This window comes from Mycolicibacterium sp. SMGY-1XX, assembly GCF_059132455.1.
Genome location: NZ_CP101139.1, coordinates 4045815 through 4065109, shown reverse-complemented (window position 1 = coordinate 4065109; position 19295 = coordinate 4045815). Strand labels below are relative to the sequence as shown.

The 19295-nt window shown below is 60.7% G+C and carries 18 protein-coding genes; 7 read left to right on the top strand and 11 right to left on the bottom strand.

The features are described 5' to 3' along the window. Window positions 1-61 precede the first annotated feature (61 nt). Window positions 62-607, bottom strand: coding sequence for a hypothetical protein (locus tag NL241_RS19665; protein ID WP_494394791.1), 546 nt, complete (start codon window positions 605-607; stop codon window positions 62-64). A 96-nt stretch (window positions 608-703) separates the two neighbouring features. Here NL241_RS19665 and NL241_RS19660 point away from each other — a divergent pair, with 96 nt between their 5' ends. Together NL241_RS19660 and NL241_RS19655 are read left to right on the top strand one after the other, a co-directional pair. Further along, complete coding sequence (locus NL241_RS19660; RefSeq protein WP_494394790.1) at window positions 704-913, top strand: helix-turn-helix domain-containing protein; 210 nt, start codon at window positions 704-706, stop codon at window positions 911-913. Next, window positions 913-2277 carry a winged helix-turn-helix domain-containing protein gene (locus NL241_RS19655; RefSeq protein ID WP_494394789.1) on the top strand — a complete coding sequence of 455 codons (1365 nt, stop codon included), beginning with the start codon at window positions 913-915 and terminating at the stop codon, window positions 2275-2277. Before NL241_RS19660 ends, NL241_RS19655 begins: the two co-directional genes overlap by 1 nt. Before the next feature lie 256 nt (window positions 2278-2533). Here the strand turns inward: NL241_RS19655 and NL241_RS19650 are convergent, their stop codons facing one another. Both NL241_RS19650 and NL241_RS19645 read right to left on the bottom strand, forming a co-directional pair. Next, window positions 2534-2980: a hypothetical protein gene (locus tag NL241_RS19650; RefSeq protein ID WP_494394788.1), complete on the bottom strand. Its 447-nt coding sequence runs from the start codon at window positions 2978-2980 to the stop codon at window positions 2534-2536. Continuing rightward, entirely contained in the window at window positions 2977-4149 is a 1173-nt protein-coding gene (locus tag NL241_RS19645; RefSeq protein WP_494394787.1) for a hypothetical protein, read from the bottom strand. The genes NL241_RS19650 and NL241_RS19645 overlap by 4 nt, the downstream gene beginning before the upstream one ends. A 351-nt stretch (window positions 4150-4500) precedes the next feature. Here NL241_RS19645 and NL241_RS19640 point away from each other — a divergent pair, with 351 nt between their 5' ends. Then, complete coding sequence (locus NL241_RS19640; protein ID WP_494394786.1) at window positions 4501-4626, top strand: immunity protein Imm33 domain-containing protein; 126 nt, start codon at window positions 4501-4503, stop codon at window positions 4624-4626. 470 nt (window positions 4627-5096) lie between these two features. On the opposite strand, the gene NL241_RS19635 is transcribed toward NL241_RS19640, so the two are convergent. The 3 genes from NL241_RS19635 to NL241_RS19625 form a co-directional block, all read right to left on the bottom strand. Next, entirely contained in the window at window positions 5097-5690 is a 594-nt protein-coding gene (locus tag NL241_RS19635) for a recombinase family protein (RefSeq protein ID WP_494394785.1), read from the bottom strand. Between the two features lie 500 nt (window positions 5691-6190). Further along, window positions 6191-7885 carry an AAA family ATPase gene (locus NL241_RS19630; RefSeq protein WP_494394784.1) on the bottom strand — a complete coding sequence of 565 codons (1695 nt, stop codon included), beginning with the start codon at window positions 7883-7885 and terminating at the stop codon, window positions 6191-6193. 481 nt (window positions 7886-8366) lie between these two features. Continuing rightward, on the bottom strand, window positions 8367-9581 hold the full coding sequence (locus NL241_RS19625; protein WP_494394783.1) for a hypothetical protein: 1215 nt from the start codon (window positions 9579-9581) through the stop codon (window positions 8367-8369). Window positions 9582-9759: 178 nt separating this feature from the next. Between NL241_RS19625 and NL241_RS19620 the strand changes: the two genes are divergently transcribed. Beyond that, the gene (locus NL241_RS19620) at window positions 9760-10200 is read left to right on the top strand and encodes a DNA-binding protein (RefSeq protein WP_494394782.1); all 441 of its coding nucleotides are present in this window, start codon (window positions 9760-9762) and stop codon (window positions 10198-10200) included. Window positions 10201-10697: 497 nt separating this feature from the next. On the opposite strand, the gene NL241_RS19615 is transcribed toward NL241_RS19620, so the two are convergent. The 3 genes from NL241_RS19615 to NL241_RS19605 are packed head-to-tail and all read right to left on the bottom strand — an operon-like array spanning window position 10698 to window position 14316. Then, window positions 10698-12152 carry a glycoside hydrolase family 130 protein gene (locus NL241_RS19615; protein ID WP_494398343.1) on the bottom strand — a complete coding sequence of 485 codons (1455 nt, stop codon included), beginning with the start codon at window positions 12150-12152 and terminating at the stop codon, window positions 10698-10700. Window positions 12153-12172: 20 nt separating this feature from the next. Further along, window positions 12173-13150: a glycosyltransferase gene (locus tag NL241_RS19610; RefSeq protein WP_494398342.1), complete on the bottom strand. Its 978-nt coding sequence runs from the start codon at window positions 13148-13150 to the stop codon at window positions 12173-12175. Between the two features lie 50 nt (window positions 13151-13200). Beyond that, window positions 13201-14316: a glycosyltransferase gene (locus tag NL241_RS19605; RefSeq protein WP_487695028.1), complete on the bottom strand. Its 1116-nt coding sequence runs from the start codon at window positions 14314-14316 to the stop codon at window positions 13201-13203. Window positions 14317-15073: 757 nt separating this feature from the next. Between NL241_RS19605 and NL241_RS19600 the strand changes: the two genes are divergently transcribed. The 3 genes from NL241_RS19600 to NL241_RS19590 all read left to right on the top strand — a co-directional run bounded on the left by NL241_RS19600 (window position 15074) and on the right by NL241_RS19590 (window position 17446). Then, a complete protein-coding gene (locus NL241_RS19600) occupies window positions 15074-15898 on the top strand; it encodes a phthiotriol/phenolphthiotriol dimycocerosates methyltransferase (RefSeq protein ID WP_494394781.1) in 825 nt (274 codons plus the stop codon). Between the two features lie 428 nt (window positions 15899-16326). Next, window positions 16327-16947, top strand: coding sequence for a superoxide dismutase (locus tag NL241_RS19595; protein WP_494394780.1), 621 nt, complete (start codon window positions 16327-16329; stop codon window positions 16945-16947). 199 nt (window positions 16948-17146) lie between these two features. After that, window positions 17147-17446, top strand: a complete 300-nt coding sequence (locus tag NL241_RS19590; protein WP_494394779.1) for a hypothetical protein — start codon at window positions 17147-17149, stop codon at window positions 17444-17446. 50 nt (window positions 17447-17496) lie between these two features. Here the strand turns inward: NL241_RS19590 and NL241_RS19585 are convergent, their stop codons facing one another. Both NL241_RS19585 and NL241_RS19580 read right to left on the bottom strand, forming a co-directional pair. Beyond that, on the bottom strand, window positions 17497-18297 hold the full coding sequence (locus NL241_RS19585; protein WP_494394778.1) for a GAF and ANTAR domain-containing protein: 801 nt from the start codon (window positions 18295-18297) through the stop codon (window positions 17497-17499). A 227-nt stretch (window positions 18298-18524) separates the two neighbouring features. Continuing rightward, window positions 18525-19292: a GAF and ANTAR domain-containing protein gene (locus NL241_RS19580; RefSeq protein WP_494394777.1), complete on the bottom strand. Its 768-nt coding sequence runs from the start codon at window positions 19290-19292 to the stop codon at window positions 18525-18527. Between the last annotated feature and the right edge of the window lie 3 nt (window positions 19293-19295).

Here is a 19295-nt window from a genome sequence, read left to right as displayed (position 1 = left end):
CACGCGACCCTCCCATCTTCCGTTGGCACGTTGGCGCACACTGCCTTCCCCGTTGGCGCGCTTACCCATGGAGGTAACCCTCTTGCCGTGCTTTCTTGATGTACCGAAGTGCGGTCCGTTCATGAACCGAGAATGCGGCAACCACAGCCGCGAGGCGCCTACCCTCCGGCGCCGCCCTATGAACTTCTGCAACTTTCTTGAGCCGTTCATCGGTCATCGTCCGGCGTGACGTGGCACGGTTAACCGCCTTCCGCGCTTGTGGCGGCGTCATCTCGTACTCGTCGCCGTCCGTTGTGAATGTCCCTACCCCGATGGCGCTGTAGACGATCTCCCGGATGTCGTCGAGTCGAATCACGTGCAAGTCCTTCGTCCTCAAACCGACCCCCTGAGAGCGAACGGCAACGCTCATGCACTGGGGCGCACCGTCGCGAAGCTCCCACGCGATCTCAACGCCGTCGCGCCGGTAGAGAGCCCTCCGGCAAGCGAAGCCGTCACCCATAGAGGCGAGATCCTTGAGGTCTTCAATCACGACAACCCCGCCATCGCGCAGCGGAATGGACACGTTCTTGGTGGGAACCGTCTCCCACCCGTCTTCATCGGGTGACACCAGGAAGCCTTTCTTGTCAGGTGCAATTTGTCATGCGTACATGGCAGCATACACATGTCCCGCTGATTGGCAGCGGGCGACGAAAGGAAGACAAGCATGGAATCGACCGCCAAGTTGATGTCATACGACCTCGCGAGGTCGGTGCTCGGTGGCGTTGGAAGGACGACCCTTTACATGCTCATCGACTCCGGTGAGCTCCACCGAGTCAAGATCGGCAGCCGTGCATTCATCACCGCCCAGTCTGTCTTCGACTACGTGGAACAGTTGTGCACGTCGGCCGGCTACTCGATGGACGATGCAGCGTGATGCGCCATCTGCAATCACTCGGGGTTTCTCAACCCGCAACAGGAAGTGAAGTAGTGAATCAACACCTCGTCGAGCTGGACAGCACGTTCAAGAAGTGGCTCGGCGCCGATTATGACTTGGACGCAATCCATCTCACGCTGGCGGCTGCGGCAATCGCGAAGCACGAGGGCGATCCACTATGGGTCCTTGTGGTTGCTGGTTCCGGCGCAGGGAAGACAGAGTCGACGGTAACCCCGTTGGTGGGATGCCGAGGCGTTCACGAGGTATCGACGATCTCGTCAGAGGGCGCATTGTTGTCTGGCACCGGGAAGAAGGACTGCGCCGACGATGCAACTGGTGGGCTGCTCCGCCAAGTTGGCGACAACGGCATCATCCTCGTCAAGGACTTCACGTCAATCTTGAGTTTGGCGCCCAGCGTGCGTCCTCAGATCCTGGGCGCGTTGCGCGAATGCTACGACGGGTCTTGGTCGCGCCAGATCGGGGGCGACGGGGGTAAGGAATTAAAATGGGTGGGACGCCTGACTGTGATCGGCGCGTGCACCACGGAGTGGGATCGGTACCACGCGGCCGTCTCTGCGATGGGTGATCGTTTCGTGTTGCTGCGCCTGCGCGTCGATCCGATGCAGGTCGGGCGGCAGGCCATTGCCAATACGGGGAAGGAGGCAGTGATGCGAGCTGAGTTGAGCCTAGCCACAAAGCTGCTTCTCGATCAGTCCTGTTCAGTCCCCTTACAGCTCACCGAAACCGAACGTGACGCACTACTCAATGCTGCCGACTTGGTGACATGGGCGCGCACGGCCGTAATTCGCGAAGGCGGCAAGGTCGTTGACGCTCACCAGCGAGAGGCGCCCACGCGGTTCGCAAAGCAACTCTTCCAGGTTATGCGCGGTGGCGTAGTAATCGGCCTAGCGCGACATGAGGCACTGCGGCTTGCGTTGCGGGTGGCAGAAGATTCGATGGTGCCGATGAGGCTAGACCTCCTGCAGTATTTCGCCGACCATGGCTTCGGCGCCGATCACCCTCAAGGGAGTGACGTTGCCAGCGTTGCCCGCACTCTCGACAAGGTGCACAACACGGTGGACCGCGAGTTGAAGGCTCTCCACATGCTGCGGTTGATCACTCTCGTGCCAGAGTCGAGCCCTTGGCGCTATCGTCTGTCTCCAGGCGTAGACGTTGGTGTCCTGAATTCCGCCAGGGTGTTTCAACAGGTATATCAAGACACAGAAGCCAGTTTCAGTCCAAATAGTAAGACTGGTACCTCTAGTGAGTGGGTGATGATTACATCTGCTGAAACAGGCTCAGAGAGCCTGGACGAATCATGGCTCGACAGCGCTCCTGAAGGGCTCTTCAGCAACTGTGTCTGACACGACGTCGGCAGCTGTGCGGATCTGGCCTCCCCGAGATGACCGGATCTCCGCGCGCGTTTTCTCTAGCCCGTAAGGGCTACAAATGATCCCGGCCGGAGACCTCGGCTCGACTGCATCAACTCCCCGCAGCCGAGGTCTCTCGACCGGGCTCTGGCACGCAACTCGAAGTTCCAGTGATCCAAAGCTTCTCGACCAATAGAACTTAGAATGTCGACGACAACGGACTTAGTTTAGAGGAGCGTTAGTCAGCTATTCAGGGTCCCGACGCAGCATCGACTGTCGCGGCGAACTCTGCCCCGGTTCGTATCTCGATCTCGAACTCAGATGCCTTCTCGCGGACGGCTTCGTCGTCGGAGACAACAACCCAAGTGGGGCCAAAAAGCTTATCTTCGTCTCGTTCCCTTGCATCTAACGCACATGCCACGATGAGTGGGTCGGCGTTGCCGCGGTTCGCGTACAGATCAACGAGCCTCGTTTCGGACACAGGCACAGTCTTCATCACGGCAGTCAGGTGTCGGAGGACGTCAGTTGTCATCTCGTACGCTCGCACTCTCAGTTCAGAGATGTCCGGGAAACCCCTTGCCTCGTATAGCACTTCGTCCGGAATGTGACAGTGCGTCTGAAAGAACTTGCTCGCACGCTGATTCCGGGACAACGTGGAGAGAACGTTGTTGTCGATGAGGAACTGATACCCGGTCAACGCATCGCCGCTCTGAGATCGTCGATCTGAGAGGGCTTGATGTGGTTGAGACACACTGTTCGGCAGAAATCTCCTGGGGAGATTTTCCGTGAGTCGAGGGCATCGAGCATCCGGACAGAGAACTCTCGACCGTTGTATTTTCGGACTGCATTGACGATCAGCGGAGTCCGCGCAATTGGTTTGGGTCGGCTGGCGTACTCGCGTGCGAGTTCTTCAAGGTAGGACTGTGCGACGTCGTGGCCCAGGATGTTGAGTCGCGTGGCCCTGACCGTCACTGCACTCGCGGTGACATTCAACCTGGTTGCCAGGACCTTCACGTCATCCAACGCGGCGAGGCTATGGTCTCGGACCTCTGCGGCAGGCATTAAGATTTCACCGACTATGTCGTACTCCCGGCCGGCATCTTGACCGAGACTGCTGCCGTTGTAGGCGACCGGAGCGAAGATTTTGCGGGCGATGAGCACCGCGAGAAGCGTAATAGTGAAGATGCGACGCCCACCGGGCTCTTGGCTGTCGCCGTGGTCTCCTCCCGTCAGAAATATGTATGGGACTTTATTGTCCTTGATGGTCATCCCGCTGAACCTCACTTTTACCCTCTGCGGCATCACCGAACTAGCGCTCTGAGAGACGAGCACCTGTTTGGCTTCAAGTCGGCCTACGAGGTAGGCGAGCATCGCGTCCTTGTCTTCGATAGATCGCATTACGTCATGCGTGAGATCGAGTGCGAGCATCAGTTTGTCTGCGTCTTGCTTGACAGACTTACCGGGGCTCCGCAACAGGCCGATGATTGGGTTCCTGACCAGAGTCGTATCATGGCGTTTGAGCAATTCTTGCTTGCGCAAAAGATCTTTCACGATGAGCTCGATGTCGCGTAGCTGGACGAGGTCTCGGGAGTTCAGTGAGAATGTCGTTTTTGTGACGCCAGCCAGCAGCTTGTTAGTTTTGGCCGCGATCTGCTCACGGACCAACGGAAGTGGCGCGAAGAAAAGTGAGTACGGGATCTCGCCACGCCGGCTGAGGAACACGAGGTCGGAGAATGTGATCGCCCCGGTGGTGAGCGCCTTAAGATACGCGGCGTATGTGCTGGAGACGGAGTTCTCTAGCAGAGACGTAAATACTTCGTGGTCAACCGGCACAGCTTTACCGTTGATCAGCACGTCAATGCTCATGAACCCTCCCGGCCGGTCGCGCCATCAATCTCGAAGTTCCTCAGAGTTTCCAGCAAACGAGGCTTAATCGGGTGGGATTTGATCGCGGCGACAGGATCGTAGTTGCGGTCGCGCCGGGCACGTGCCGCAGCCGAACGTAGACTTGACGTTGCCTGCCGGGAACGGGTCGATACGCGACCTCATCTTCAACTGCACGTGGAACCTGCCACTCCTTCGCGAACGAGTGCTGGAGTACGAGAACGCAAAGACCGAAGGGTAGCCGCCGTGCGGGAATACGTTGAGTTCATACCCACCGCCGGCGTCTGCTTGACCACAAAATCCGTTATGGATCGGCGCGGCATGGTGCGCTGGATGAAACGAGACCCCTCCGCACGACCGGCCGACAATGGCTGGAGGATCTTCAGTCACATCGACACCACAGAGGACCTCAAAGACCCAGCCAACTGGCAGATCGAAGACTTCAACAACGTCTGCTAATTGAACCCGCACTCATAGGCATCTACGACTTCCCAGTCGGGTCTGACCTTGAGATTGTGCGCGACGAGCAGGGAATCCATATCGTAGACACCCAGACGGGGCGGGAAATCCTACCCGACAACTTCTACGTGCCTCCTCAGTTCCGCGCATGACTCCGAATCACACTGGCTCGCACCGGAACCACGGGGGCGTGTGGTGTTTCGATGACGTTTCAGTGTGGTCGTCGGCGCGGTTGAAACGGGACTGACTGCCCTTCGATTACAACTACGATCAGCGCCCGAACCGGACTCAGGAGCCTACCGACGAGGCTTACCTCGAAGACCCCGAACAGTTCCCGCGCCAAGCTGATCAGATGCCCGACTGGTATCCACGCCCTGCCTGACCACGTTCTGCCGCTGCCCTCCCTGCCACGGGAGCTGCGCCTGAACCCGTCGGATTCCACGCACCGCCAGAAACCGCGTCTGGTTGGACTAATTGTCGGCAAGCACTCGATAGACCGTTGCGCGCGAAACACCCAGGGCCGATGCGATAGTGGTCGCCGGTTCACCCGCGGCGTGCATGCGTCGGGCGAGTGCCGCCTTTTGGGCATTGAGCGCCTTCGGGCGGCCTATTGATTGCCCGCGAGCACGCCTAGCCTCACGAGCTGCAGTGCGTCGCTCTCGGCCAAGCTCAAGTTCCAACTCGGCGAGGCTGGCCAGGACACCGGCCACCATTCGGCCAGCGGCGTTTGAGGAGTCAATGCCCTCTCGCAGCGACCGCAGCACTATCCCGCGCTCGCCGAGCTCACGGATGGTGGACATGACCTCAGCCGCATTGCGTCCCAGCCGGTCGATCCCCACTACGACGATGCTGTCACCTTCGCGGGCGTAGTCCAGTAGCGCAGCCAGACCGGGACGCTGCTCTCGCGTCGACGTGCCCGACAACTTGTCGCTGTAGACACGGGAACCGTCAACACCCGCAGCGGTCAGCGCATCGACCTGTTGGTCGAGTGACTGATGACCCGTCGAGACGCGGGCGTACCCGAGTTGAGTGCCGGTGTTCGCAGACCCGATAGCGGTGGACATACCAGTATCGTCTCAAAAGTCTCAGAAGCCGTCAATATGCGACTGCTATTTTGATCCATCTTCTGAGACACGCCGACATGGGATTTTCTGAGCTGCTGGTGGTTCGGTAGGAACCGTCTCAATTGTTTAGTTGTGAGAACGCCCGCTCAGTTCTGAGATGGGCCCGTTAGGGATGTCGGCGGCACGGCGGGCGGAAGCCGGGCGCCCTATTGGCAGTCGAGCACTCCCAAGATGAATCGGTCGGTGCGCTTGACGTTAGACAGGATTTGTCTTGTCCTGGCCGCAAGGACTTCCCACTGACGGCACGTGGCCGCTCGCAAGTCCGGCAGTTTCGAGAAGCTCGCGAAGATGGCCGAGGAGAGCCGACGGTCAATTGGCCGCCACCAGGCGCGCCCATTCCTGCGACAGGACATCGTCCATCTGAGAGTGAGTCCGGGCTCCAGGAACGGAAGCAGTGTCGCGGAGGACCTGGCGCTGATGACCTCGACCCACGCGGTCAGTCATTGAGCCTGTAGAAATCCGCATTTGCACTCAGCGCCACCCTTCCGAAGTTGAAGACTGACACCGCATTTCGAACAGACCAACAACTCGTACGATCTGCGAACCGCCAGTCCAAATTCTCGCGCATCGTTGTCGCTAAAATTCTCAGCCCAAGAGGTTGAATGAGCGCCTACCAGATTCCTCATGTACAAATGTTTATCAAGCGACTCCAGCGATGAACTAATTGCGCTATACCTGGAACAGCGTTCTTTGATCCCTGGAAGTACGTCGCCAATCGTATATTTGTCGCTCTCAGTTCGCACGACCTTACATTTCAGTGAAATGCTTATGTTCTCGAATAGTTCTTCGATCACCCGGCTTGCGATGGTCGGGACAAGTTTGTAATCGCCATTCGCGAGAGAATCAACGAGATGGTCGTAGCTTGAAGAATACCCTTTGGTAACGCGAACCTCTCCACCAATATCACGCCAGATTCGTCGGCGCACATGCGGAAATTGTTCCGCCTTCGCGATGTCGGAAAATCGTTCGAACCAAGCACGCTCATGGAAGGCGATGATGAGCTGCCAGCCGGCAAGTTCGCGAAAGAGGTACCCAGCGAGTCTGTCACGCAGCGTGTTGTCCACGCTTTGAAAAACGTCGTCAAGAATTAAGACGCGCGACTGACCACGGTTCGCACCGTCCTGCACCAATGAAATCAACGCGAGAAGGGATGCAAGGTCCAGCGATGCTTCGCTCAGGACAGTGGCCGCTGGTACTACCACACCGTCTGGCAGGACAACTGAGAGCGCGACGCTCCCGCGTCCGGGGGTTTGCGTCAGCTCGATTCGGGACACAATGTTCTGGGTGTCGCCGTGCGCGAGCTCATGGAAAGCTGAATTCAAGCGATCAGAGGCTGCGGTGAGAACGTCTATTATGGGTCCACGTCGGCGTTCGACAGCCGCCTCAGCAAGTTGGTTAACACTTTTCTCGTGCTGGTCGGCCGCTTCCTGAAGACGGGCACCGAGGGCAGAAAGTTCTCGGATCTTTGGGCCATATCTCTTTGCACGCCCTCTACTTATCTGTTTTGAAGTAATTCGCTTGGCGGTGAGAAATATCTGGACATCAGAGGGGCTCATGGGAGGAGCTTCATGAGGCCGGATGGACAACATTTGTGTCAACTCCGCGCTCACCTTCTCAAACTCTGCTCTTGCGGCCGCTTTTTTGGCGGTCAGCGCCGTTTCTCGTTCGCTCAGTTCAGTCTTGTCGATAGACCGTGCTCTGACAATAGTTTGTAACAGCTTTCCGCGCTGATCATCATTACTTCTACCAAACGCCAGCAGATGGTCTCGTTTGATCAACAATGAAACAAGCCCGAACTCGGGAACTTGTGTCCAGGATTTGCTCTTTGACGAAATGGTGCGACCATCGCTCATTAGCACCTGAGTTTCCATTTCATCTTTGTCGGTAGCGAGATAATTCCGCGGATGCATCCGCAAAGACTGACCGACTTGAACTAATCGTGGCATTTGACCGGAAAGGCTGTAATTGATTGCTTCGAGAAAGCTCGACTTCCCGGAGCCATTGTCACCAAGTATGAACGTAGAAACGGGAGCACCGTCATCCGAGGTAAACGTGAGACTACCCTGACGTATCCCTCTAAAGTGAGTAACCGCTACGGACTTGACCCTTAAAGCCTGCGGATGTTGAGTTCTCATATAGTCCTAATCTGGTCACACATCGGCCGATTCGTTCTGAACCCACTCGGCCCTTTACGAGATTGCTCGTCCTTTATAGCGCGTTCCCTTCGATTGGTTGGTGACATCAACAGCAAGAGCTGCATGGACAGGCGTCCGCGAGTTCGATAATCGCGCATCGGAACCAGGGCTAGCGGTCGGCTCGACCAGGCTGAACCGCGCGATTGAACCGACAATTGAGAAGCTGAGAACGTTAGTTATGAGACTAGATAAGAGCCTCAGAATCGTACGCCGATACCGCCGTTTCGATACGTCTGACCCGAACGCACCGGGACCAACTGACGCCGGCAATCTACGTCCTCTGTGCTTGACTGGCCTCGAACTTCGTACCATCCGTGCGGAGTCCCGCAGCTGCTGAAGCACCCACGGCCGGCAATCGCTACGGGAGTGCGGTGACGACCTAGCGCCTATCTCAACAGGTCAGGTCCAGCAGTCGCCGCTGCTACCAATGAAATCGTTGGCCGTCGACAGCTGCTCGAATCATGGATTCCGGTACCAGTACGTCTGCGTGAGGGTTGAAATTCAGGTTCAATGCACCTTGCCCATAAGGTAAAGGGGAATGTCGCGCCGGGGTGTATTCGATCAGCCCTGATAGCCAATGATAGGTAGGATTTTTCCAGAGTCTCTCGGTCACGAGCGGCGACATAATGGTCCAATCCGCCCGACCGGTATGCAGGCCAATCGCAACTAGAAAGGGCATGCCAGGCGCACTTTGTCGCCGCTTGTTATCAATCGATCTTCTCAAAGAATCAACGGCATTATTGATGTCTTCGTCGGTTAGTTCTGGGTTCCATGCAAATGCAAACTGTTGAACTAAGCCTGAACCCACAGAAAACCCCCTAGCACCGGTGGACCTCACGAGATCCCAGTCAATGGTGGACTCGCTTTCAAAGTGCAAGAAAGGTTGCCATGACAGCGACGCGAGACGGTCAGCTCCCACGTCGAACGTCAAAGTTGCGCTGGGAACATCGATGATCATCTGGCACACTGCCGGACTGGCCACGAGTTTTCTGGTCGCATCATTGGCGGTGAGCGGTATTGCCGCCCGGATGTCGCGTAGAGCTCCAGCCTTCTTGACGCGATTTTCGATCACCTTCGATATTTCAGCCACCATCCGCTCCCAGCGCACGAGTCGTTCCCAGTGCCAGACGGTCACTTCGATTCCCACCACGGTTTCGGGCAGTTTTACGCCATAGTCAGGGCTGGATGGCTTATCGGGTGCAAAATGTAGCTCTTTAGGTACCAAGGGTTCCAAAGAAATGGGGCTAAAATGTTCGGTTAAAGTTGCTCCAACTTGGAACTCGGTGAGAGACTCCTCGAACTCTCGATCATTCGTTGGCCGGAGTAGAGATGCAAGTTTTGTGTCGAAGAGTTCACCGGACTTAGCGGTTATATTGCGCGAAAAACGATTCATTGCAAATGCAATATTGATAAGAAATGTTGCTGATTGTCCGGTAGCTGTTCTCCAAGGTAATGCGAGCGGCCCAACCGGATTCAGGGGCCAGTCCGTGTCTCCAATTCGAACGAAGAGATCGCGATAAGTTCCTTGTGCAAGCAATACTGTCTCTTCTGCGTTGTCGCCGTATCCTTCCGGATGAGCATCGCCAGGGTTTATGTAGAGAAAGTTAGGTTTTGTGACATCGGCAGGCTGTGACATTTCTAACCCTTCCCCCTCTTTAGCTAGACTCAGTTTACCGAACTATTACACACTTGTCTTACGAATTCCTGTTGGCCATCTCCCGGAGGGCGCGGTCGGCACTTCCTTGAACCTCGGCGATAGTCGGATGTAAAAGACCATTGCCACTCGGATGGAATCCCTCGCTACGCTGTGAGACGTGAGCGCGCACCTCAAGCTGTCGGAGGCGTCGAAACTATGCGGGATCAGTGTCGCGATTCTTCGCCAACTGATCGACGATGGCCTTCTGCGAGAGGCAGCACGCAGTGCGAACGGCCATCCAATGCTTAGCCGCGAATCGCTGCCCACTTGGGAGCAATGCCGCGATCTTGTTGCAGCGCAAAGGGATCGCTCCGTCCTCCGCGCACTGCAAATGATTGATCGAGTGGGCATCGAGGTCGAGGCGGTGCGCAACGACCTGCAGGAGGCGCGCGACCACCCAGGCCAACCGCTAGGAGTCGACCTCCTTGCTTCCGGGTTCTACGCCGCGAGCAACCAGTCCACTCTCACTACCGCTCTCCAAGAGCTGTCGCTGGCGCGATTTGACGTGGTTCTGTATCACCGGATGCTGCGCGAGGTGATCACAATGGTGCGGCCGTGACTTGATCACGTAGCCTGCCGCAGGGGGAGGGGCGGGGTCGAAAGTCTAGCGCCCTGCGACGCGGTGACACTCAGTAGCTGACCATTTTCGCAGGGCGACTCTGACTTCAACATGTTGACTGACGCTTCGCCGCCGAGCGCGCGTTGCCGACCCCGTACCCAAACGGGTACCCAAACCAGGCCAGAAATCCGCCTTCATCCGGTGGCGACCGTGTGTGCTCGCTGACGGCGTAATCCATTGCGAGACTTGAGCAATACAGGCTCCAACGGGCTTCGGCGAACATACGTGCGATGCCTGGGGGTCAAGTGGTCGCAGGTTCAAATCCTGTCAGCCCGACAGGAGAAAACCCGCTCTGACCAGTGTCAGAGCGGGTTTTCTGGTTCTCGCGGGGGTGCGTCGTGGTCTCGCCTGATCAATCAGCGGTGTTTTCCGGGTACGAGGTCATTCGGACGGGTGACGGTGGCAGAGCAGCGGGGGAGCCTATGCAGACTGCGTCATCACGACGTCATCTCGGTGAGCAACTCCGTCAGTGGCGCGGTGGCCAGGCCGACCGCGCCGTCGGAGATCCCGTAGGGGATCACCAGCGTATCGGCGTGCACCAGCGCGCCGCATGAGTACACGACGTTGGGCACATAACCGTTCTGTTCGTCGGGGCTGGGCCGCAGCAGGGGCCGTCGGAGCCGGCCCAGCATCCGGGCCGGATCGTCGAGGTCGAGCAGAATAGCCCCAATGCTGTAGGTGCGCATCGGCCCCACCCCGTGGGTGAGCACCAGCCAGCCGGCCTCGGTTTCGATTGGCGGGCCGCAGTTTCCGAGCTGAAGTGCCTCCCACGGCTCAGTCGGTTGCTGGCAGGGTGACGCACTGGTCCAGACGGCCAGATGGTGACTCGAGGCGAAGGTGTTGGTTTCGCGGTCCGATCGCGACATGGCGGCGTACCGGCCGCCGACGCGCCGGGGAAAAAGCGCCAGGCCCTTGTTGGCCGCGGCTTTGCCGACGAGCGGCCTGGAGGTGAAGGACCGGAAGTCCGTGGTCTCGAGCAACTGTTGGCTGATGACGGATCCGCTGTAGGCGGTGTAGGTGGCGTAGTAAGTGACTGCGCCGTCGTCGTCGACGAAGCGCACGAACCGCGCGTCCTCCATGCCGGCGTGCTCAGCTGCCATGGCCGGAAACAGCACGCGCTCGGACAAGTTTGTCTCGCTGGCGAATTCGACAGCATAGAAGCGGTCGGCAATCGTGCGAAACAGCCCGGCCGCGCGTTCACCATGCCCGCGGGTGCTCAGGTGCGCACGCAGGTTGTCGAGCCGCTCCTCGAGGTCGGCTCGCGTGAAGCGGTCGCCGAGTGAGTCGAACACGTATTCCGCGGACTCGCCGATATTGGAGATTCCGCTGAGTTCGCCGCGGAACACCGCCGCGTCGAGCAGCGCGTCATGGACACGTCCCGTCGCGGCCAAGGGCGGTGATTCGTCGATCGTGGGTCGGCCCGCAGCGTCGATGACACCGGTGCGGAATCCGATCGACGACCGGTGGCCCTCGCCGATTCCCCGCACGCTCATCACGATGCGCAGGCTTCCCGGCGCCGTATCGGCCTGATCGGGGTGAGCGACAATGCTCGGGTTGCACAGGGCGGCTCCCTCGATGGCGTACTCGCTCGTGAAAGTCGCTCCTATCAACAACATTCGCGCGTCAGACAGGTGCTGGTCGGGGCTCAGCCGGTCGGCGAGCTCACGGGCGTGCCGCCGGAACGTCCCGGCCAGATCACGGTGCCGGCCGTCGAAGCGGACGATCACGTCGTCGAGGGAGGACTGAACGTCGTCGTCGGACAGGGCCAGGACACGCTTGAGCACGATTCCCGCCCGGGACTCCTGGTCCTCGAAGCCTTCCTGGCCCGGCACAAAAAGTCGGGTGATGACACGCGCGGGATCAGCGACGAGCTTCTGCGGGCTGCGCGTGATCAAGCCCTCTTGTACGCAAGTCACTGTGACACAGCGGAGAATCGACGCGCCTGCTGAAAGGTGGATATCACGGCGAGCGTCGACTCCGCGCCCTGGTTGAGATTTACCCCGTCAGCACGCAGACCGTCGAAGCCGCCGCCGGTCTGCGGGTCCCACATGACCTGGCCGGCGTCGTTGTCGCCCAGGAACCAGGCAGCACAGGAGTGAATGGCTTTGGGCCAGAGCGGCCTGGGGTCCACGGCGGCCGCCCGCGCGCATGCGTCGGCAAGTGAGGCGATCTCGATCGGCTGCTGGTCGAACGCGGGCCTGGTGTCACGGGGTCCGCGTCCCCCGGCTGGGGTGGGCGAGAAGTGACCGCCCGCGGTCTCAGCGTCGAGCAACCACTCGAGCAGTTCCAGGCCATGTTGAGTCAGCGCGGAATTGTCCAGCGCGACGCCCGTGGCGATCATCGCCTCGGGCAGCACGGCGTTGGCGTAGGCCAGGCGGGTCTCGGGCCAGGGCCAGTCACGGTCGCCGGTGGGTCCGGCGACGGAGGCGGCGTAGTCGGTCAGCAGTGCCAGCGCCGACGGCCGGCCGGGCTCGACACTGACGAGTTCGGCCGCCCCGATCGCGGCGAAGGCCATCGCCCGCGGGTGCGGGGATCTGACCGCGGCGGCCCGGTCGAACTGAGTTGCTGCCAGCCGGCGAACCATGTTGACGTCGCTGTACGCGGCGGCCGTCCCGAGAGCCCAGAGGCAGCGGCCCCACGGGTCGTCGGTATTGGGCTGATCGGTCCAGTTTCCGGCCGCGTCCATCCGGTTGCGGCAGCCCCCGCTGTAGGACTGCGCCTCGTTCAAGAAGGTCAGTGCCTTACCGGCCAGACCGTTCAACACACCCGGCGTTTCGGGCTCCCGGGTGGTGACAATGAGAACCCTGGCCATGTCGTCGGTGCAGTATCCGTGCTCACGGCGGCGTTCGCCGAACACCGCATGCTCGAACGTGCCGCGGTGGTCCGTCATCGCGAGGAGATGCCCGAAGACCGGGTGGGGTGCGATGCCCGTCGCGGCGCTCACACTCCGGCCGAGCGTGCAGCGACGAGCCGTTTGGCCACGGTGAGGTACGCGTCGGCCACGACCGGCCACGCCATGGTCGGTGCCAACCCGCGGGCCTCCGATGCCATGGAACCTGCCGCGCGCGGGTCCATCAAGACCCGGCGGAGTGCGCCTGCCAGTGCACCGGGGTCGTCGTGCGGGACGACGAGCCCCGCACCGGTACCGAGCAACTCGACGGCGTGGGGGAAGGCCGTAGCGACGATGGGCCGACCGGTTGCGACGGAATCGACCAGCACGCCGGACGTGACCTGCTCTGTTGAGTCATAAGGCAGCACCACGACGCTGGCCTGCAGAATGAGCATGGACAGCTCAGCGGGACTGCGGTACCGGGGGTCGAAGGACACTGCATCGGCGACGCCGAGGCGCTGCGCCCTGGCAAGGCACGCGTCACGGTAGGCCTCGCCTTCGGCGGCCAGCACCTTGGGATGGGTCCGACCGGCGATGACATAACGCGGATTGCCCGGAAGCGACTTGAGCATGGGCATGGCGTCGATGACGCGCTCGAGGCCCTTGCCCGGGCCGATGAGGCCCCACGTCAAGATGATCGGGCGGGCGCAGCGTTTCAGTGCGGCGGTCGCCGGAAGCGCGGCGCCGTGGGGAATCGTGGTGACCTTGTGACGCTGGGCAGGGTAGGCCTCGCGCAGCCGGCGCCGGGCCGTATCCGACATGACGACGATCTGGTCGGCCAGTGCAACGACCCGTCCGAGCACCCGAAGTTGTTCAGGTGTAGGAGCTTTGAGCACGGTGTGGGCAACCACGACCGACGGGACCCGCAGGCGCTCCATGATCTCGATGACTTCGTCGCCGTCGGGACCGCCGTAGATGCCGTACTCGTGCTGGATGATGGCGATGTCACTTCGGTTAAGCAGCTCGGCTGTTTGTGCTATCGACGACGGTGAACCGTTGACGAGCTCCCCGACGACGTTGTTGCGCGTGGAGACCTCGTCGTCGGCGATGCGCACCACGCTGACCGCGGCGCCCTTCGCTGCCAATCCGTCGGACAGGGCCGCGCTGAAGGTCGCGATACCGCACGGAGTCGGCGGATGCGTGCTGAGGATGCCAAAGCTCGGCATATATGGAAAATGTTGCACCCCAAAAGGAGCGAACAGCGGCTGAATCAATGATGGAGCATTCAAGATAATCCCGACTGAGCGGTCAAGCGATGAATCCGGCGTGAGCGGATGCTCGACAGACCAGTGTCAGAAAACTGAACCATTTTCCGGATGGACTGGCAGTGCCAGCACCCTCGACACTACACCCCTGCGGGGCTCGAGCGCGCGGGTCGAGAGACTTGTCACTCGCTGGACGGCTGAATCAGGTACGTGCTCGGTGCTCTGAAGGCAGCTGCGGTGAGGCCCAGGACATCGCGCTCCCGAGCTGGCCAACAGAGGCGACGGTTCGCCTCGAATATGCAGTGCCGCAGTCTTATTCGCCGATGTAAGCGCGCCCGTGGTCATTGCTGGGGGCGGGCTGGTTCCATCGGCAGGCGGCGCCCACTCCGGCCTAGTCATGAAACGCCGCCGGGATGATCGGGTTACGTTCGACGCTTCCGGTTCGGCTGATCGTGTCGAACCGCAGCGTAAACGCGTGCTTCGCAAACACTGTGATGCGTAGGCAGGGGTGGCCGGCTATGCCGCCCAGGTGCATCGTTTGTGCCAGTCGGCGTGCCGGCGAGATAGAGAAAACTTCAAGATCGTAAGCGGGCAAAGTCTTCGTTTCACAGATATGGGGACACGGCGAAATTGTGGGCCGAAAGGTTTGAGAAAGTTCGCAGCCGTCCTCCAGATGCGTGAAACACTGCCCCATATGAGAGGCAGCCCTTTGCGGAACATGGACCGATTCGGCGCGGCTGCGGTGTACCGGATTGGGTCTACCGCGACCTATAAGAAGATTTTCCGGTATTGGTATCCGTTCATGACCCGTAGGCTCGTGGACAACGAGGACGTTTTTTTCCTGAACTGGGGCTACGAAGAGGACCCGCCTTTGGGTCTACCGCTCGAGGATTCCGATGAGACCGACCGGTACCACATCCAGCTCTACCATCAGACTGCCAACCAGGTCGATCTGAGCGGCAAGGAGGTGCTGGAGGTCAGCTGCGGACATGGCGGCGGAGCGTCCTTCGTGGTGCGGACACTGAAACCCGTTGCCTACGTGGGGCTGGACTTCAACGCTTCGGCCATAGAATATTGCCGCAAGCGACACCGACTACCCGGCCTGACGTTCGTTCAGGGCGACGCCCAGAACTTGCCGTTTCCGGACGAATCGTTCGACGCGGTGATCAACGTCGAGGCTTCCCATATCTACCCGGACTTCGACGCTTTCGTGGCCGAGGTGGCGCGCGTCCTGCGCCCCGGTGGGCACTTTCTGCATGCCGATTTCCGTAACCGTGACAATTTCGACAGCTGGGAATCGGGGTTGAATCGGCCTCCGCTGCGTCTTGTTTCTAAAAAGATCATCAGCGACGAGGTGCTGCGTGGCTTGCGTTTGAATTCACCCCGATCGAGTGAACTGATCGATCGCTATTCGCCGCCGTTGTTGCGCCGCTTCGGCCGTGAATTCGCGGTGGTGGACGGCTCGATGTTCTATAAGGACCTCGAGCGTGGCGAGCTCTCTTACCGGATCTACTGCTTGACAAAGAGTGGGGCTGGGAACTGAGCATGAAGGCGCGCTCAGCAAACTAGGGCACAACGGGGTTGCCGCCTCCCATGCTCGCCGAGGGTCGAGGCTGCTGCGGCCGTTTCTCTGAGGTTCCCGTCGGCGCATTCAGCGGGGAGACAGGTGCGACTCGCGGCTTTCGAATCGGCCTGAATCGAACCGGTGGTCGTATCGGTTGATGCAGCGAGGATCAGGGTGCGGGCCGGCCCCTCAGCCACGCCACCTCGGGATTGAGGAAGCCAGCGATGTGCTGCATCGACCTAGACCGAGGGCCGGCCCTCATTCAAGGTATCACCTGTTCACATGAACCGTCAGACAGATCGCATAAGGTGGCCATCAGGTCGCTGACGTCGCACAGCATCGCGTGCGCAGCGGCCGCAGCCCGCACCTGGGCCGCGCGATAACTGAACACCAGAAAGGAAGCCGCCATGGCTGAATACACGCTGCCGGACCTGGATTACGACTACGGCGCCCTCGAGCCGCACATCTCCGGGCAGATCAACGAACTCCATCACAGCAAGCATCACGCCACCTATGTCAAAGGGCTCAACGACGCGGTCGCCAAACTCGAGGAAGCGCGCGCGAAGGGTGACCACGGGGCGATCTTCCTCAACGAGAAGAACCTTGCCTTCCATCTCGGCGGTCACGTCAACCACTCGATCTGGTGGAAGAACCTCTCACCCAACGGCGGGGACAAGCCCACTGGTGACCTGGGCGCGGCCATCGATGACCAGTTCGGCTCGTTCGACAAATACCAAGCCCAGTTCACCGCCGCCGCCAATGGTCTGCAGGGTTCGGGTTGGGCGGTCCTGGGCTACGACACCCTCGGGCAGCGGCTGCTGACCTTTCAGCTGTACGACCAGCAGGCCAATGTTCCCCTGGGGATCATCCCGTTGCTGCAGGTCGACATGTGGGAGCACGCGTTCTACTTGCAGTACAAGAACGTCAAAGCCGATTACGTCAAAGCGTTCTGGAACGTCGTGAATTGGGAGGACGTCCAGAACCGCTACGCCGCGGCCACCACCAAAGCTCAAGGACTCATCTTCTAGCGTCGCCGGAAACCCGACGCACCGGAGTCGCGTCGAAGGGCTCCGACTCCGGTGCGTACCGTCCGATGAAGCGGGGACCGTCAGCCGCCGACGCGCCACGGGGCCGCCGGTGAACGCGCAATGGCCGCCGCATGTCGATTGAACAATCTGCCCGGCGATTCGCTATCGCCGTGTGCCCGGCGGACGGTATGAATCAGCGGTGAGCAACCACCACGTGAATCTGACTCCCCAGGAAACCTCGTTGATCGCCGAGAGTCATCCGGAAGCCCTTGCGCGCATTGACGATAAACAGCTCAAGGAATTGCAGATCCGGCTGCGGACCGCGCGCGAAAAGAACTTCAGCCTGCTGCGGCGCCAAGGCGCAGCCCGGGTGGAGGCCGAGGGAGCCCGGGGCGCCGCCCAGCCGGCCAACGAGAAGCGCCGCGAAAAGGTCGAGGTCTTCGACGAGGCGCTGGCTCGGGTGCATCAACGCCTCGAAGAGCGCACGCCAGCTGAGTGATCCGCTACGCGGATTCTGCTGCGGCTGCGCTTCGGAGCTGGACGGCGTGGTCAATGCTCGGCGCGGCGGCTCCGGGCCCGTCGTACCGCTTCCTCGACGACTTGTTGGGCGACCTGGGCGAGTTTGCGGTGCTCGTTCTGGCTGGCGGTCCGCAGCTTGTCGAATGCCTCGGATGCGGTACAGCCGCTGCGGCTCATCACGATGCCGATGGCCTGATCGATCACCGCGCGACTGGTCAGCGCTGTGCTCAGATTGGCTGACAGACGGCGCGTTTCATCCAGCTGATAGGCATTGTGGACGGATATTCCGGCCGGGATCGCAAACAGCTCACCCAGTTCGCCGGCGCGGTCGTCAAAAGCGTCCGTGGGGTGGGCGTACACATTCAGGACACCGATGACAGCCCCCGCGCCCCGCAGCGGCAGCGACAGCACGCTGTGGACCCGGAGTCGGCCCACGCGAGGCCCGAAGCGGGGCCACTCGCTGTCGCCGCTCAACGATCCTGAGCGGACTGTGCGGCCTTCGGCGGCCGCGGTGATGCACGGACCCTGCCCGAGCCGGTACTGGATCTCGTCGACCTGCCGTACGAACTCGGAGCTGGCCACCACGGTGTGGGCCTTGCCGTCACGTACCAGGGTCAGTCCGGCGCCTTCCGCGCCCGGAATCGCCTTGGCCGCGAACTCAGCGACATGGGTCAACATTTCGGTCAGCCCGGCCGCGTCCAACGTCACCCGCGACAGCCCGGCGAGGCTCTCCCGCAGGTCGGCGTCGTCCTCTGCCGCTTGCAGTTGGGTGGTGGGATCCGAGATGGTGCCGTCGGAGGTCTCCAGCGTCGGATCGGATGGGTGGGTCATGGCGCCTTTCCGCCGCCAGTGAACACACGGGCGGATTCGAGAGAAGTCTATTCCCCGAGGCGGGGAACCGGTTCGGGTTCCGCATCGACAAGTCGTCTCCGCGGACGCGGCGTGACACCGCGAGAACGGTCCTCCGACCCGGTTCGCAGGACTCGGAGTGTTCGATTGTTTGAACTCAAAAATCTTCAACTGCAGTGCATTACGCAGACACTTGGGTGCTGAGCGGGTCAAGCGCCAGAGGCCGGGGGGCGGCTGTTCTCCCCCTGCATATCGGCGAGGATGCTCTGGCGCGCTTCCCGATCGCTGATGAGGCTGCGCGAGACCTCGGTGAGGTGGTTGTCGTGGTCGCGCGCGTAGCGACGCAACATTTTGAAGGCATCCTCCACGGACACGTCGAAATGTTCTCGCAGAAATCCTTTGGCCTGCTCGATCACGATCCGGCTGGTCACCGCGGACTGGAGCTGGGGAAGAACCGACACCGGAGTGGGCGTGTGGTCCTGCAGGATCGCCACGCACGCGACATGCGCCAGGGTCTGGGCAACCAACCGGTCGGCATCGTTGAGCGCACCGGTCATGCTGCCGAACAGCCCGAGCGCGCCCAGCACCGTGCCGGCGGCCCGCATCGGAACGGCGTGCACCGAGGCAAATCCCGCGTCGGCGGCGGCTGCGACGAACTGCGGCCAGCGCTGCCGTTCGGCGGACAAGTCGGCCACCGTGATCGCCTCACCGGTGTTGTAGCAGTCCAGGCACGGTCCTTCGTCAGACTGCAGCTGGAACAGTTCGAGTTCGCGGGACTGCTCGGAGGTCGCCGCGATCAGGTGCAGATGCCGCCGTGGATCGGCCAACAGCAGCCCGGCCGCCTCGACGTCGAGGAGTTCGGCGCACCGCGACGTGAGGTCGGTGAGGATGTCAACGACGTCGAAACCGTCGAACAGGCTGTCCACCAGTGATACGACCGCAGCCAGAACTCGGGTTTCCCGGGGGGTGTCAGTCATGAT

Coding starts and splice junctions, on each gene's coding strand:
- NL241_RS19640 (WP_494394786.1), top strand. CDS start 4,501: ATGAAACGAGACCCCTCCGCACGACCGGCCGACAATGGCTGGAGGATC.
- NL241_RS19610 (WP_494398342.1), bottom strand. CDS start 13,150: ATGACGGACCACCGCGGCACGTTCGAGCATGCGGTGTTCGGCGAACGC.
- NL241_RS19605 (WP_487695028.1), bottom strand. CDS start 14,316: ATGCCGAGCTTTGGCATCCTCAGCACGCATCCGCCGACTCCGTGCGGT.
- NL241_RS19585 (WP_494394778.1), bottom strand. CDS start 18,297: ATGACCCACCCATCCGATCCGACGCTGGAGACCTCCGACGGCACCATC.
- NL241_RS19625 (WP_494394783.1), bottom strand. CDS start 9,581: ATGTCACAGCCTGCCGATGTCACAAAACCTAACTTTCTCTACATAAAC.
- NL241_RS19645 (WP_494394787.1), bottom strand. CDS start 4,149: ATGAGCATTGACGTGCTGATCAACGGTAAAGCTGTGCCGGTTGACCAC.
- NL241_RS19655 (WP_494394789.1), top strand. CDS start 913: ATGCGCCATCTGCAATCACTCGGGGTTTCTCAACCCGCAACAGGAAGT.
- NL241_RS19630 (WP_494394784.1), bottom strand. CDS start 7,885: ATGAGAACTCAACATCCGCAGGCTTTAAGGGTCAAGTCCGTAGCGGTT.
- NL241_RS19600 (WP_494394781.1), top strand. CDS start 15,074: ATGGACCGATTCGGCGCGGCTGCGGTGTACCGGATTGGGTCTACCGCG.
- NL241_RS19595 (WP_494394780.1), top strand. CDS start 16,327: ATGGCTGAATACACGCTGCCGGACCTGGATTACGACTACGGCGCCCTC.
- NL241_RS19660 (WP_494394790.1), top strand. CDS start 704: ATGGAATCGACCGCCAAGTTGATGTCATACGACCTCGCGAGGTCGGTG.
- NL241_RS19580 (WP_494394777.1), bottom strand. CDS start 19,292: ATGACTGACACCCCCCGGGAAACCCGAGTTCTGGCTGCGGTCGTATCA.
- NL241_RS19635 (WP_494394785.1), bottom strand. CDS start 5,690: ATGTCCACCGCTATCGGGTCTGCGAACACCGGCACTCAACTCGGGTAC.